This is a genomic window from Pseudomonas sp. R2-37-08W, assembly GCF_003851705.1.
In the GTDB taxonomy this organism is placed as follows: Bacteria; Pseudomonadota; Gammaproteobacteria; order Pseudomonadales; family Pseudomonadaceae; genus Aquipseudomonas.
The window spans coordinates 471,171-486,286 of sequence record NZ_CP027728.1 but is presented as its reverse complement, the minus strand read 5'-3'; the positions used below and the strand labels follow the sequence as shown (position 1 = coordinate 486,286).

Sequence of the window (15,116 nt, the reverse complement as noted above, 5' to 3'; positions counted from 1 at the left end):
GGCAGGCGATGGCCTGATAACAGTAGCTCATCAATGAGCGTGCATTGCTTATTACACAAAGAAGTCGGCCGTGCATGCACTGAATGATGGCAAATTGACGCCATTCACAAAATAGCCGGTTTTAGACAGCAGCGCCGGTCGCGCTTACTATCCCTGCCAAGCCTTTGACAAGAGCGCACATCATGACGGTTGATTGGGTCTGCAAACATCACGACGATCTGGGCAAAGAACAGCTTTACGCCATCCTGCGCCTGCGCGGCGAGGTGTTTGTCGTTGAACAGAAATGCGTTTACCAGGACATTGACGGGCAGGACCTGTCAGGCGATACCCACCACTTGATGGCCTGGAACGACAATGAGCTGGTGGCCTACCTGCGGCTGCTGGACCCAGAGACCCAGGGCGGCGATGTGGTGATCGGTCGAGTGATCGTCGCACCATCGGCACGCGGCACCGGGCTGGGGCATTTGATGATGGAAAAAGCCCTCAAGCAGATCGAGGATATCTGGCCCGAGACACCGATTTTTCTGTCAGCCCAGGCGCACTTGCAGGGGTATTACGGACGGTACGGGTTTGTGGTGGCGGGAGAGGAATACCTGGAAGACGATATTCCACATATCGGGATGCGGCGGGTTTGAGGGCCTCATCGGGGGCAAGCCCCCTCCCACATTTGAATGTATTCACAAATCAAGTGTGGGAGGGGGCTTGCCCCCGATAGCGTCAGGCCAGGCACTGCAAGCCTTCAGGGATAACCCAATACCCGCTTGATCGACACCAGATTCCCCTCGATCCACCGTCGATCAATCGCCCCCCAATCACGAATCCGATAACGCCCGGCATGGTTACGGGCGCCATCCTCCTGCTCGAACTCGCACACAATATCCAGATCGGCCAACGCCGCAATCGTGTCCTGCGCCGTGCGCCGGGGCATGCCAGTGGCATCGGTCAGGGCGGGGACGCTGCTGGCCAGCCCGCTGTCGATCAAATACGCCACATACAGGCGGCGGTAGAAGCTGCTCTTGGTCTTGCTCACATCCATGGTCAATCGCCTTGTGATTAGGGCTTGCCTTGCAGATCGCGCCAGGTGAGGTACACCCGCAGGTCGAATTCCACCTGGTGGTAGCCGGGCATCATGTGTTCACAGAGTTTGTAGAACGCCTTGTTGTGGTCCGATTCCTTGAAGTGCGCCAGCTCGTGCACCACGATCATGCGCAGGAATTCGGGGGCCGCTTCCTTGAACAACGAAGCGATGCGGATCTCTTTCTTGGACTTGAGATTGCCGCCCTGCACTCGGGAAATCGTGGTGTGCAGGCCCAGGGCGCGGTGGGTCAGGTCCAGGCGGTTATCGAACAGCACCTTGTCGATCGACGGCGCATTGCGCAGGTGTTCCTGCTTCAAGGCCAGGGCGTAGCTGTACAGGGCCTTGTCGCTCTGCACGGCGTGCCGCTCGGGATAACGCTGCTCCAGGTAGGCGCCCAACTGATCCTTGGCGATCAGTTGGCGAACTTGCTCCTGAAGGGCAGCGGGATAGGCCTGGAGGTATTTCAACGCGGTCATGGGGTCTGCAACGTGGTTCGGACGGGCGCCAGTGTAGCGAATTCAAAGCGCGTGAGGGTGCGACCAACCGACAACGTCCTCGGCCATCAGCGGCGCCGCCGCCCAGGTGCCCTGGATGAACGAGCAGCCATGGGCCTTGAGCCACTGCGACTGTTCAAGGGTTTCCACGCCCTCGGCGATCACCAGCACATCAAAATGCCCGCACAGCTCGATGATGCTGCGCGCCATCGCTGCATCCCGTGCCGAGCCTGGCAGGCGAGCCACCAATTGCGGGTCCAGCTTGAGGGTGTCGAACGCCAGGTCGCGCAAATGCGCCAGGGAACACCGCCCTGAGCCAAAGTCATCCAGGGCGATACGCACCCCAAGCCCACGCAACAGCTTGAGCTGCTTGGTCGATTCCTCAAGGTTACTCATCAGGCAGTCTTCACTGATTTCCACTTCCAACTGCCGCCCCTGTAACCCGTGCCTTTCGAGGACCTGGCGCAGTTGACTGGCCAGGTTGGGCATATTGAACTGGCTGCTGCTCAGGCTCACGCTCAGCACCAGCTCTTCATCGAACGCCGCTTGCCAGGCCTGGCGTTGGGCGGCGACTTGCTGGTAAATCCACGTGCTCAACTGGCTGATCAAGCGCGCCTCTTCCAGCAACGGCAAAAACAGACCCGGCGACACATCGCCGACGCTCGGGTGCTGCCAGCGCAGCAACGCCTCGACACCGCGCAAGCGCCCGTCCTCCAGCGACACCTGCGGCTGGTACACCAAGGTAAATTCCTTGTTTTGAATCGCGGTGCGCACACTGTCTTCCAGCATCAGGCGTGAACGGGCTCGGCCGTTCATTTCCTGGTCGTAATAGCGATACTGCTGACGGCCGGCGCGCTTGGCTTCGTACATGGCGATGTCCGCCGCTCGCAACAGGCCGCTCAGGTCCGAGCCACAGTCGGGGAAGGTCGCAATACCGATGCTGACCCCAAGCATCACCTCCAGACCGTCGACCTGCTGGCACACCGACACCCGTTCGATCAGTTTTTCCGCAATCTTCGCCGCCTGCTCCGGGAACTCCAGCTCCAGCAAGGCAGTGAATTCATCCCCGCCCATGCGTCCCAGAATGTCGTAGGAGCGCAGGCACGCCTGCATCTGCTCGGAGACCCAGCGCAGCACGCGATCACCGGCGTCGTGGCCCAAGGTGTCGTTGACTCGTTTGAAGCCATCCAGATCCAGGTACAGCAACACCAGCGACTGCTCATTGCGCTCGCTGCGCGACAACATGTTGCCCACTGTCTGGTAGAAGCCGCGACGATTCAGCAGCCCGGTCAACGGGTCGGTCACCGCCTGGAACTCCAGTTGCTGGTGCAAGTGACGCACCTCGGACATGTCCAGCACCGTCACCACCATCGCCTTCTGCTCTGCGGGCAACGGCGCGCAGGACAACGCCACCGGCACCTGTTGACCACGGCTGGTGCGCAAGATGGCATCGTGCAAGCGCCACGTTTCGCCTTTGCGATAGGCCTCGTACATCGGGAACCCCAACCAGGCGGGCACATGGGGTTTTTGCAGGAAGCTCAAGAAACTCTCGCCTTGCAACTCCGCCATCGTGGCGTTGAGCAGCCTGGAGATCGCAGGGTTGGCATACTCAATCACGCTGCCCTCGCCCACCACCAGAATGCCTTCGGCGGCGTTGTCCAACACCGAGGCATTGAAGGCGCGGGCGGCTTCCAAGTCATGACTCAACCGCTGCAGGGCGCGGCGATTATGCTGATGCTCCAACAGCGCCTGCACCTTGGGCTTGAGGATATGCGGGTCGAAGGGCTTGAACAGGTAGTCGATCGCACCGCTGGCATAGCCTTTGAGCACCGCGTCGGGCGACTGTGCATCGGCGGTGAGAAAGATGATCGGCGTCATGCTCGTACGCTGGCTGCCCCGCATCAGGCGTGCCACCTCGAAGCCATCCATACCGGGCATCCGCACGTCCAGCAATACCAGATCGACGTCGTGGACCAGTAGCAATTCCAGGGCCTCCATACCGGAAGCGGCGGTAATGATTCGCCAGTCTTCGCGCTGCAACACTGCACGCATGCTGACGAGATTTTCCGGGTAGTCATCGACCACCAAGAGAACTGAACTGCCGTCGCCGAGGTTTGGAGCGCAATCCATGCTACGTCTCTTCCTTAAGGAACTGCACCGGTCACTTCGGGTACTTTAAACCGGACAAATAATGAGGCCTCACTCTAGCCCCGGTTATAAAAAAGCAGAAGTAACGTCGATGCCATCATTGCGCCAAAGCCGAGTCAGCCGACTAACGGTCAGGCTCTGTAGCCCGCGTACCATGGGCAACATGGCTTTTTGGCATTCCTCTGACGCCAATAAATTGCCAGTCAGTGTTAACAACTTGGTTAACACCACCTATAAAGAACCTGTGCAGCCCTCGGGCTAAAGCTTTCACCCCTCGTAAAAGGCCAACACCATGATCGACCTTTCCACCTGGAACCTGAGCATTCCGGTCGGCTCCCCGCCCACGACCATCGAAACCCCGAAGCTGCTCAACGGCTTCAATGACCAGTATTTCCAGGCCGAAGGCAGCGATGTGCAGTTCTGGACCCCTGTCACCGGCACCCGCACGGAAAACGCCATCTACCCGCGCAGCGAACTGCGCGAAACCTACGCCGACGGGCGCTTGCGCAACTGGACCTACCCCGAAGCCGATAACTTCCTGCGCGCCACGCTCACCGTCAACCAGGTACCGTCCACCGGCAAGGTGGTGATCGGCCAGATCCACGCCTACGACAGCCAGAAACCGCTGATCAAACTGGAGTACCAGTTCAAGGAAAAAACCCAGACCGGCAACATCGTCGCCAAAGTGCGCATGCGCCCGGACGAATCTGAAAGCCGGGTAATCATCGTCGCCTCCAATGTGCCACTGGAAAAGACCTTCACCTATGTGATCAACCTCAACAAAGCCGGGCTGCTCAGCGTGTACGCGGCCGACAGTGAGTGGAATGAACGCATCGGCGCAGCCTGGGCCGACAAGCCGCTGTACTTCAAGGCGGGGGTGTATGTGCAGGACAACAGTGGCGATAGCAAGGAAGGGGCTAAGGTGACGTTTGCGAAGTTGGATATTGATCACGAGTAAAATCGTGAGTAGGCAAGTTCCGATGAACCCTGTGGGAGGGGGCTTGCCCCGGTACAAACCGGGGACATCGTTTACATTTCTAACCGGGGACATGGTTTACAGGTTAATACGCATGATCAGGAGGTAACTGATCATGCCCTGGAACCAAGAGTCTCCGATGAATCAACGAATCAGACTGGTCGCTGACTGGCTTTCTGGTAATTACACCAAAAGCCAGCTGGCGCGCCGCTTTAACGTAAGTCGGCCTACCGTCGACAAATGGATCGGCCGGCACAATGGCGATTTAAAGTCGTTAGCCGAACTGTCCCGACGCCCTCACAACAGCCCCAATAAAACCGACGATGAAATCCTGGCCCGTGTGGTGGCGATGAAGGAGGCGCACGATAAATGGGGTCCGAAGAAGCTTCTCGAGCTATTGCGACTTGAAGATCCCTCCATCGCCTGGCCTTCCCCAAGTACAGCAGGCCAATGGCTTGATCGACTTGGGCTCGTCCAAAAGCGGCGCTTCAAGCGCAGACACGGTACTTCCCCTGTAGTAATGCGCGAGGCCAACGAACCTAACCAGACATGGTGCGCCGACTACAAAGGGCAATTCAAAATGCATAACGCGCAGATGTGCTTCCCTTTGACCATCACAGACCACGCGTCCCGGATGATTTTGGCGTGCAGGGCTCATTCAAAGATCAAGACTGAACCTGTTAAACACGCCTTTGAGAGACTATTTGAGGAGTACGGCATGCCCGAAGTTATTCGGTCGGACAACGGTGTTCCGTTTGCCTCTCCTGGCCTGGCAAGAATGTCCACGCTGGCAGTTTGGTGGATACGTCTGGGCATCTATCCGGAGCGCACCATGCCAGGAAGACCGGCCCAAAATGGTCGCCATGAGCGGATGCACCGTAGCTTGAAACTGGAGCTGCCCTTAGGAGAAAACTTAATCGAGCAGCAGCTTTTGCTGGAGCATTTCAGGCATGAGTTCAATTACGTGCGCCCTCATGAAGCGCTCGGTATGAAGCGTCCAGGGGACGTGTATGTGCCGTCTACCCGGATTTACCCAGGATGCTTGCCGGATGTGGCGTATCCGTCCGAAATGAAGGTTCGAAGCGTCAGGCAGGACGGGTCGATCAAGTGGAAAGGCAAGTTGGTATTTATCAGCGAGGCGCTGTCAGGGGAGCAGATAGGGCTTAAAGAGGCTGAGGATGATGTTTGGGATTTGTACTTGTGTGATTATCCCCTGGGAAGGCTTGGGCGAGGTATGACCCGCGTCCAAGCCTCAAATGTGTAAACGATGTCCCCGGTTTCAGATGTAAACGATGTCTACGGCTCTACACCCGATAGCGGTGGGTCAGTCTCTGAATGTGTTAGCTGATACACAGCCATCGGGGGCAAGCCCCCTCCCACATTTGGATCGCGTAGCCTGAGCATGCGGCGCTCGTCCTACGGCTCCGTTGCGGCCGGCCCTCTCCAAGCACAAAAAAGCCCGCATCACTGCGGGCTTCCTTTTAAACGCTGAGGCTTAATTGACCTTAGCGTTCAACTCACCTTTCAAATACCGCTGGTACATCGCTTCCAACGAGATCGGCTTGATCTTCGAAGCATTACCGGCAGTACCAAACGCTTCATAACGTGCAATACACACATCACGCATTGCAGTCACGGTGGCGCCGAAGAATTTACGCGGGTCGAACTCACTCGGGTTGGTCGCCATCAGGCGACGCATCGCGCCCGTGGAGGCCAGGCGCAGGTCGGTGTCGATGTTGACCTTGCGCACGCCGTACTTGATGCCTTCGACGATTTCTTCAACCGGTACGCCGTAGGTTTCTTTGATGTCGCCGCCGTACTGGTTGATGATCGCCAGCCACTCTTGCGGTACCGAGGAAGAACCGTGCATCACCAGGTGGGTGTTGGGGATGCGTTTGTGGATTTCCTTGATGCGGTCGATGGCCAGCACGTCGCCGGTCGGTGGCTTGGTGAACTTGTAGGCGCCGTGGCTGGTGCCGATGGCGATGGCCAGGGCATCTACCTGGGTCTTCTTGACGAAGTCGGCGGCTTCTTCCGGGTCGGTCAGCATCTGGCTGTGATCCAGCACGCCTTCGGCGCCGATGCCGTCTTCTTCGCCGGCCATGCCGGTTTCCAGGGAACCCAGGCAGCCCAGCTCGCCTTCAACCGATACGCCGCAGGCGTGAGCCATGGCCACGGTTTGTTGGGTAACGCGTACGTTGTACTCGTAGTCGGTTGGGGTCTTGCCGTCTTCGCCAAGGGAGCCGTCCATCATCACCGAGCTGAAGCCCAGCTGGATCGAGCGCTGGCACACGTCAGGGCTGGTGCCGTGGTCCTGGTGCATGCACACCGGGATGTGCGGGAATTCTTCGATGGCTGCGAGGATCAGGTGACGCAGGAACGGCGCACCGGCGTATTTGCGGGCACCGGCCGAAGCCTGGACGATCACGGGGGAGTCGGTCTTGTCAGCGGCTTCCATGATGGCGCGCATCTGCTCAAGGTTGTTGACGTTAAAGGCTGGGACGCCGTAGCCGAACTCGGCTGCGTGGTCCAGCATTTGACGCATGCTGATAAGTGCCATTGTGTTGTCTCTCCCGGTCGAGGGTCGTTAATCGTGCAAGCCTGCCGTAGCGGCGGCTGCTATTCAAGTTATTGCAGATCAAGGGGTTGAGCTTGTGCTGCTGAATCGTTATTGCAGTGTCCGGCTCACAACCTATGTCACTTTGGAACCGGATTTAATGTGGGAGGGGGCTTGCTCCCGATAGCGGTTTGCCAGACACCTGTGTGCTGGCTGACCTACCGTAATCGGGGGCAAGCCCCCTCCCACATTTGGATCTCATCAAATTCGAAATCTTATTGGGCCTTGCAGCCGCGCCCAATCAGATCATCTGTGGCCACCCAGTAGACCAGGCCTTCCTCACCCTTGGTATGAAAGGCCAGTTGGCCATCGCTGTACAGCACGCCCGAAGCCGCCACGTCCTGCTTGAGGCGATAAACCTGGTCGGAACCGCCGAGGCGTACATCCAACTCAGTGCGGGCCGGGTTGGCGAAGCGCCAATTGACCTCGGCCTTGCTGTCGCAGGTCCACGTCGTCCATTTACCTTCCGGCCCAGCCTTGTCGAACATGTTCATGCTGCTGCAACCGGCTAACAAAGCCAGGGTTGCCAGGGCGATAGCGCCTTTCATTGCCAATCCTCGCAGGGCGACCTGAGGCCGCCATTGCTGTGGGTTAGTGGATCAGACCCGTCAAGGGCAACCCTGTTCCTGACCGTTGGGCGCGGAGTCGTATTTCTCCAGCCGGTCATTGCCCATGCGCTTGTTGATCACCGGCATGGTTTCCGCTTGCCAGTCGGCCTGGTAGCAGCTTTTCTTCTGCACCGGCCCCGGCTTTTCAGCTTCCGGCGCCGCGCTTGGCGTGCTGCTGCAGCCGGCCAACAGGCCCACTGCTATCACCAGTGCCAACGACTTGATCATGGGACGCTCCTTTTTCCTGATCACGCGCGCCTTAACCTTTGGCTCGGGTTTCCAGCACTTCCACGGCCGGCAGCACTTTGCCCTCGACGAACTCGAGGAACGCACCGCCACCGGTAGAAATGTAGGAGATCTGATCAGCAACGCCATATTTATCGATGGCCGCCAGAGTGTCGCCACCCCCCGCGATGGAGAACGCCGAGCTTTCAGCGATGGCTTTGGCCAACACCTTGGTGCCATTGCCGAACTGATCGAACTCGAATACGCCGACCGGGCCGTTCCACAGGATGGTCTGGGAGGCTTTCAACAGCTCAGCGAAGTTGGCTGCGGTTTGCGGGCCGATATCCAGGATCATGTCGTCGTCGGCCACGTCAGCGATGAGCTTGACGGTGGCTTCGGCGCTTTCGGCGAATTCCTTGGCGACCACCACGTCCACCGGCAGCGGCACGCTGACCTTGGCGGCGATGGCGCGGGCGGTGTCGAGCAGGTCCGGCTCGTACAGCGACTTGCCCACCGGATGGCCGGCTGCGGCCAGGAAGGTGTTGGCAATGCCGCCGCCGACGATCAGCTGATTGCAGATCTGGCTGAGGCTGTTGAGTACGTCCAGCTTGGTGGAGACTTTGGAACCGGCCACGATGGCGGCCATCGGTTGCGCCGGAGCGCCCAGGGCCTTGCCCAGCGCATCCAGCTCAGCGGCCAGCAGAGGGCCGGCAGCGGCGACCTTGGCGAACTTGGCCACGCCGTGAGTCGAGCCTTCGGCGCGGTGGGCGGTGCCGAAGGCGTCCATCACGAACACGTCGCACAGCGCCGCGTATTGCTGGGCAAGCTCGTCGCTGTTCTTTTTCTCGCCCTTGTTGAAGCGCACGTTTTCGAACAGCACGATGTCGCCAGGCTTGACGTCAACGCCGCCCAGGTAGTCAGCCACCAACGGTACGTCGCGGCCCAGGGCCTTGCTCAGGTATTCGGCCACCGGCTTGAGGCTGTTTTCGGCGGAGAACTCACCTTCGGTCGGACGACCCAGGTGGGAGCAGACCATCACGGCCGCGCCTTTTTCCAGGGCCAGCTTGATGGTCGGCAGCGAGGCCAGGATTCGCGCATCGCTGGTGACAACACCGTCCTTGACTGGGACGTTGAGGTCTTCGCGAATCAGTACGCGCTTACCTTGCAGATCGAGGTCGGTCATCTTCAACACGGTCATGGGTCGCAGTTCCTGAATTACTGTTGAGGTTGTTTGGAAGCTACTTGCAGATAGTGTTCTGCAACATCGAGCATTCGGTTGGCAAAGCCCCATTCGTTGTCGAACCAGGCCAGGATGTTCACCAGCCTCGGGCCGGAAACGCGGGTCTGGCTGGCATCGACAATCGCCGAATGCGGGTCATGGTTGAAATCGCAGCTGGCGTGGGGCAACTCGGTGTAGGCCAGCAAGCCTTTCAGCGGGCCGCTGGTGGCGGCGTCGCGCAATATCCGGTTGACCTGCGCCGCATCGGTATCGCTCACGGTTTGCATGGTGATGTCCAGACAGGACACGTTCACCGTCGGCACCCGTACCGCTTTGGCCTGGATTCGCCCGGCAAGTTCCGGCAGCAATCGCTCGATGCCACGCGCCAGGCCGGTGGACACCGGAATCACTGACTGGAACGCCGAACGCGTGCGGCGCAGGTCCTCGTGGTGATAGGCGTCGATCACCGGTTGGTCGTTCATGGCCGAGTGGATCGTGGTGATCGACACGTAGTCCAGGCCGATCGCCTGGTCCAGCAGGCGCAATAACGGCACGCTGCAGTTGGTGGTGCACGAGGCATTGGACACCAGCAGCTCGGCGCCGGTCAGGCAGTCCTGATTGATGCCGTAGACGACGGTGGCGTCCACATCCGCCTCGCTGGCCATCGGCTGGGAAAACAGCACGCGCGGAGCGCCGGCATCAAGAAAACGCTGGCCGTCGGCACGGGTGTGGTAGGCACCGGAGCATTCCAACACCAGGTCGACGCCTAACGCCGCCCAGTCGATGCCCTCGGGGTGGCACTGCGCAGTACTTTTACGCAGTCGCCATTGATATGCAGACAATCGTCCTCGACCCGCACTTCGCCAGGGAAGCGGCCATGGGTGGAGTCGAAACGTGTCAGGTATTCGATGCTGGCCATGTCGGCCAAGTCGTTGATCGCAACAATTTCAAACCCTGCCGCCGCCCCTCGCTCGAACAGAGCACGCAAGACGCAACGACCAATGCGGCCGTAGCCGTTGAGTGCAACTTTGTAGGGACGCGGTTGGGGCATGGGGTTCTCGATCAAGGTTAGTTCGGTGTTGAATGTTCTGACGCCATCGCGGGCAAGCCCCCTCCCACATTGGACCGCAATCCAAATGTGGGAGTGGGCTTGCCCGCGATGGCGTCAGTGCAGACAACGCAGACTGGCTTAGTCTTCCAACAACTCTTCAGCCTGGCCCAGGATGTTTTCCAGGGTGAAACCGAACTCTTCGAACAAGGCGGGCGCCGGCGCCGACTCACCGTAGGTGGTCATGCCGATCACGCGGCCTTCCAGGCCTACGTACTTGTACCAGTAGTCGGCGTGAGCCGCCTCAATGGCGATACGCGCGCTGACCTGCAACGGCAATACCGATTGCTTGTAGCCGGCGTCCTGGGCTTCGAACACGCTGGTGCACGGCATGGACACCACGCGAACGTTGCGGCCCTGCGCGGTCAGCTTGTCGTACGCCTGAACGGTCAGGCCCACTTCGGAACCGGTAGAGATCAGGATCAGCTCCGGCTCGCCGATGCAGTCCTTGAGCACGTAGCCACCACGGCTGATGTCGGCGATCTGTGCGTCGGTACGCACCTGGTGTTGCAAGTTCTGGCGCGAGAAGATCAGCGCCGAAGGGCCGTCCTTGCGCTCGATCGCGTGCTTCCAGGCCACGGCGGATTCCACCGCGTCGGCAGGGCGCCAGCAATCCAGGTTCGGCGTAGTGCGCAGGCTGGTCAATTGTTCGACCGGCTGGTGCGTCGGGCCGTCTTCGCCCAGGCCGATGGAGTCATGGGTATAGACATGGATCACGCGCTTCTTCATCAGCGCGGCCATGCGTACCGCGTTGCGGGCGTACTCCATGAACATCAGGAAGGTCGCGCCGTAAGGCACCAGGCCGCCGTGCAGGGACACGCCGTTCATGATGGCACTCATGCCGAACTCGCGCACGCCGTAGTACATGTAGTTGCCGCTGGCGTCTTCGGCCGACACGCCTTTGCAGCCTTTCCACAAGGTCAGGTTGGAACCGGCCAGGTCGGCCGAACCGCCGAGGAACTCAGGCAGCAGCGGGCCAAAGGCGTTCAGGGTGTTCTGGCTGGCTTTACGGCTGGCGATGGTCTCGCCCTTGGCGGCGACTTCGGCGATGTAGGCCGAGGCTTTTTCCGAGAAATCGGCCGGCAGGTCACCGGCCAGGCGGCGTACCAGCTCATTGGCAAGCTCAGGGAATTCGGCGGAGTAGGCAGCGAAGCGCTGGTCCCACTCGGCTTCGGTGGCCAGGCCTTTTTCCTTGGCGTCCCACTCGGCGTAGATGTCGGCCGGGATCTCGAACGGGCCGTGGTTCCACTTCAGCGCTTCGCGGGTCAGGGCGATTTCCGCGTCACCCAGCGGGGCGCCGTGGCAGTCTTCCTTGCCTTGCTTGTTCGGCGAGCCGAAGCCGATGGTGGTCTTGCAGCAGATCAGGGTCGGCTGCGCGCTCTTGCGAGCGGTGTCGATGGCGATCTTGATTTCTTCCGGATCGTGGCCGTCGACGTTGCGGATCACCTGCCAGTTGTAGGCTTCGAAACGCTTGGGGGTGTCATCGGTGAACCAGCCTTCGACTTCGCCGTCGATGGAAATGCCGTTGTCATCGTAGAAGGCAATCAGCTTGCCCAGGCCCAGGGTGCCGGCCAGGGAAGCGACTTCGTGGGAAATGCCTTCCATCATGCAGCCATCACCCAAAAATACGTAGGTGTGGTGATCGACGATATCGTGGCCGGGGCGGTTGAACTGCGCGCCCAAGACTTTTTCAGCCAGCGCGAAGCCAACCGCGTTAGCGAGGCCCTGGCCCAGGGGACCGGTGGTGGTCTCGACGCCTGGGGTGTAGCCGAATTCCGGGTGGCCCGGGGTGCGGCTGTGCAACTGGCGGAAGCTCTTGAGGTCATCGATGGTGACGTCGTAGCCGCTCAGGTGCAGCAGCGAATAGATCAGCATCGAGCCGTGGCCGTTGGACAGTACGAAACGGTCACGGTCGGCGAACGACGGGTTGCTCGGGTTGTGCTTCAGGTAGTCACGCCAAAGTACTTCGGCGATATCCGCCATGCCCATCGGGGCACCGGGATGGCCGCTGTTGGCTTTTTGCACGGCATCCATGCTGAGGGCACGAATGGCGTTGGCACGCTCACGACGGCTGGGCATCGCTGATCTCCTGGGGGCTTGAACAAAGAAACGGAAAAAAGGACCGGCATTTTCCCTCAGCCACCGCCTGCGGGCAATGACAGATAGTCACTTGAAGCGGTTTTTCCTGTGGTTTGCCCGCCAATCCCTTGCAGAACTCGGATGCCGGTTCGTCCAAAGGTTATAGCGCCCGCTTATAACTGCCACTTATCGATCAATATCAAAACTTTTTGATATTGGCCTTGCGGCGATTATCACCCGTCACTAGACTGCTGGCCTTATGAACCTACCCGTGCCCTCCCTGCGTCCTGACGACGGCGATGAACTGGCTGCCCTTTGCAAGGCTGCAGGTGATCCGTTGCGCTTGAACGTATTGCGCGCACTGGCCAACGATTCCTTCGGCGTATTGGAACTGGCGCAGATCTTCGCCATCGGCCAGTCCGGCATGAGCCATCATCTGAAGGTACTGGCCCAGGCCGACCTGGTGGCGACCCGCCGCGAAGGCAATGCAATTTTTTACCGTCGCGCCCTGCCCCACACCGAGTTGCTCGGCGGCAAACTGCACGCCGCCCTGCTTGACGAAGTGGACAGCCTGGACCTGCCGAGCGACGTACAGTCGCGCGTCAGTCAGGTTCATGGGCAACGCGCCGCTGCCAGCCAGGATTTTTTCGCACGGGTTGCCGAGAAATTTCGTGCTCAGCAAGACCTGATCGCCGGCTTGCCCCAATACCGCGAAAGCGTACTGGCGCTGCTGGACAAGCTGAGCTTCAGCAATGAGGCCACGGCCCTGGAAGTCGGCCCTGGCGACGGCGGTTTCCTGCCGGACCTGGCGCGGCGCTTTGGCCAGGTGACGGCACTGGACAACAGCCCGGCGATGCTTGAACTGGCGCGCCAGCTGTGTGAACGCGAGGCGTTGGGCAATGTCCGCCTGCAACTGGCCGACGCCCTGAGCGACACCCGCCTGCGGGCCGATTGCGTGGTGCTGAACATGGTCTTGCACCACTTTGCCGTCCCCGCCGACGCGCTCAAGCAAATGGCCGGGTTGCTGCACCCCGGCGGCAGCCTGCTGGTAACGGATTTATGCAGCCACAACCAGAATTGGGCCAGGGAGGCCTGCGGTGATCTCTGGTTGGGTTTTGAACAGGACGATCTGGCCCGTTGGGCCACCGCTGCGGGACTCGTTCCCGGGGAAAGCCTCTATGTAGGTTTACGTAATGGTTTCCAGATTCAGGTCCGCCATTTTCAGCGACCGGCTGGCGACACTCACCATCGGTAAATATCAGGAAAACATCGAGATGAGCGAATACTCCCTTTTCACCTCCGAGTCCGTGTCTGAAGGGCATCCGGACAAAATCGCCGACCAGATTTCTGACGCGGTGCTGGACGCCATCATTGCTGAAGACAAGTTCGCCCGTGTGGCGTGCGAGACTCTGGTGAAAACGGGCGTGGCGATCATCGCCGGCGAAGTCACCACCACGGCCTGGGTCGACCTGGAACAGATCGTGCGCGACGTGATCACCGACATCGGCTACAACAGCTCCGACGTCGGCTTTGACGGCGCGACCTGTGGCGTGATGAACATCATCGGCAAGCAGTCCCCTGACATCAACCAGGGCGTCGACCGCGCCAAGCCTGAAGATCAAGGCGCTGGCGACCAGGGCCTGATGTTCGGCTACGCCAGCAACGAAACCGAGGTGCTGATGCCCGCGCCGATCACCTTCTCTCACCAGTTGGTACAGCGCCAGGCCGAAGCACGTAAATCCGGCCTGCTGCCGTGGCTGCGCCCGGACGCCAAGTCCCAGGTCACCTGCCGCTACGAAGGCGGCAAAGTGGTGGGTATCGACGCCGTCGTACTGTCCACCCAGCACAACCCGGATGTCTCCTACAAAGACCTGCGCGAAGGCGTGATGGAGCTGATCGTCAAGCACGTACTGCCTGCCGAGCTGCTGAGCAAGGACACCCAATTCCACATCAACCCGACCGGCCAGTTCATCATCGGCGGCCCGGTGGGCGACTGCGGCCTGACCGGTCGCAAGATCATCGTCGACAGCTACGGCGGCATGGCCCGTCACGGCGGTGGCGCGTTCTCCGGCAAGGATCCATCCAAGGTCGACCGTTCCGCTGCCTACGCCGGTCGTTACGTGGCCAAGAACATCGTCGCCGCCGGCTTGGCTGAACGTTGCGAGATTCAGGTGTCCTACGCCATTGGTGTGGCCCAGCCTACTTCGATCTCGCTGAATACCTTCGGTACCGGCAAGATCAGCGATGACAAGATCGTCAAGCTGGTGCGCGAGATCTTCGACCTGCGCCCTTACGCGATCACTACCATGCTCGACCTGCTGCATCCGATGTACCAGGAAACCGCAGCCTACGGCCACTTCGGTCGTACCCCTGCGCAGAAGACGGTCGGCGACGACACCTTCACCACCTTCACCTGGGAAAAAACCGACCGCGCCAACGACCTGCGTACCGCTGCCGGTCTGTAATCGTTCGCGGCTGCCAAAGCCCCGCCAGGTTCGCCCGGCGGGGCTTTTTGATTTTCAAAGGTTGCAACAAAATCGTTGAAACCGAGGCCGAAGTCGACG

At 60.0% G+C, this 15,116-nt stretch carries 13 protein-coding genes and 1 pseudogene; 5 read left to right on the top strand and 9 right to left on the bottom strand.

Annotated elements, in window-relative coordinates:
- Nucleotides 1-182: 182 nt before the first annotated feature.
- Nucleotides 183-635: a GNAT family N-acetyltransferase gene (locus C4J93_RS02050; RefSeq protein ID WP_124369302.1), complete on the top strand. Its 453-nt coding sequence runs from the start codon at nt 183-185 to the stop codon at nt 633-635.
- A gap of 104 nt (nt 636-739) precedes the next feature.
- On the opposite strand, the gene C4J93_RS02045 is transcribed toward C4J93_RS02050, so the two are convergent.
- The 3 genes from C4J93_RS02045 to C4J93_RS02035 are packed head-to-tail and all read right to left on the bottom strand — an operon-like array spanning nt 740 to nt 3,702.
- A complete protein-coding gene (locus tag C4J93_RS02045) occupies nt 740-1,036 on the bottom strand; it encodes a helix-turn-helix domain-containing protein (protein ID WP_124369301.1) in 297 nt (98 codons plus the stop codon).
- Nucleotides 1,037-1,053: 17 nt separating this feature from the next.
- On the bottom strand, nt 1,054-1,554 hold the full coding sequence (locus tag C4J93_RS02040) for a M48 family metallopeptidase (protein WP_065937088.1): 501 nt from the start codon (nt 1,552-1,554) through the stop codon (nt 1,054-1,056).
- Between the two features lie 42 nt (nt 1,555-1,596).
- Nucleotides 1,597-3,702 carry a bifunctional diguanylate cyclase/phosphodiesterase gene (locus C4J93_RS02035; RefSeq protein ID WP_124369299.1) on the bottom strand — a complete coding sequence of 702 codons (2,106 nt, stop codon included), beginning with the start codon at nt 3,700-3,702 and terminating at the stop codon, nt 1,597-1,599.
- 310 nt (nt 3,703-4,012) lie between these two features.
- Here C4J93_RS02035 and C4J93_RS02030 point away from each other — a divergent pair, with 310 nt between their 5' ends.
- Nucleotides 4,013-4,678, top strand: coding sequence for a polysaccharide lyase family 7 protein (locus C4J93_RS02030; protein ID WP_124360908.1), 666 nt, complete (start codon nt 4,013-4,015; stop codon nt 4,676-4,678).
- Between the two features lie 133 nt (nt 4,679-4,811).
- Nucleotides 4,812-5,960 carry a DDE-type integrase/transposase/recombinase gene (locus C4J93_RS02025; RefSeq protein WP_124428459.1) on the top strand — a complete coding sequence of 383 codons (1,149 nt, stop codon included), beginning with the start codon at nt 4,812-4,814 and terminating at the stop codon, nt 5,958-5,960.
- Nucleotides 5,961-6,191: 231 nt separating this feature from the next.
- Here C4J93_RS02025 and fba read toward each other — a convergent pair whose 3' ends face one another.
- The 6 genes and pseudogenes from fba to tkt all read right to left on the bottom strand — a co-directional run bounded on the left by fba (nt 6,192) and on the right by tkt (nt 12,552).
- Nucleotides 6,192-7,256, bottom strand: coding sequence for a class II fructose-bisphosphate aldolase (gene fba / locus C4J93_RS02020; RefSeq protein WP_003177554.1), 1,065 nt, complete (start codon nt 7,254-7,256; stop codon nt 6,192-6,194).
- A 272-nt stretch (nt 7,257-7,528) separates the two neighbouring features.
- Nucleotides 7,529-7,861 (bottom strand): MliC family protein, encoded by a 333-nt coding sequence (locus tag C4J93_RS02015; protein ID WP_124428458.1) that lies wholly within the window; start codon nt 7,859-7,861, stop codon nt 7,529-7,531.
- A gap of 60 nt (nt 7,862-7,921) precedes the next feature.
- Nucleotides 7,922-8,149, bottom strand: coding sequence for a hypothetical protein (locus C4J93_RS02010; RefSeq protein ID WP_124365520.1), 228 nt, complete (start codon nt 8,147-8,149; stop codon nt 7,922-7,924).
- A gap of 31 nt (nt 8,150-8,180) precedes the next feature.
- Complete coding sequence (locus C4J93_RS02005; RefSeq protein WP_057014011.1) at nt 8,181-9,344, bottom strand: phosphoglycerate kinase; 1,164 nt, start codon at nt 9,342-9,344, stop codon at nt 8,181-8,183.
- A 17-nt stretch (nt 9,345-9,361) separates the two neighbouring features.
- Nucleotides 9,362-10,416 (bottom strand): annotated as a pseudogene (gene epd / locus C4J93_RS02000) (erythrose-4-phosphate dehydrogenase).
- 138 nt (nt 10,417-10,554) lie between these two features.
- Complete coding sequence (tkt, locus tag C4J93_RS01995) at nt 10,555-12,552, bottom strand: transketolase (protein WP_124360904.1); 1,998 nt, start codon at nt 12,550-12,552, stop codon at nt 10,555-10,557.
- 259 nt (nt 12,553-12,811) lie between these two features.
- On the opposite strand from tkt, the gene C4J93_RS01990 reads away from it, so the two are divergent.
- Nucleotides 12,812-13,807, top strand: a complete 996-nt coding sequence (locus tag C4J93_RS01990) for a metalloregulator ArsR/SmtB family transcription factor (protein WP_124360903.1) — start codon at nt 12,812-12,814, stop codon at nt 13,805-13,807.
- A gap of 19 nt (nt 13,808-13,826) precedes the next feature.
- Nucleotides 13,827-15,017 carry a methionine adenosyltransferase gene (metK, locus tag C4J93_RS01985; protein ID WP_124365518.1) on the top strand — a complete coding sequence of 397 codons (1,191 nt, stop codon included), beginning with the start codon at nt 13,827-13,829 and terminating at the stop codon, nt 15,015-15,017.
- Nucleotides 15,018-15,116 lie beyond the last annotated feature (99 nt).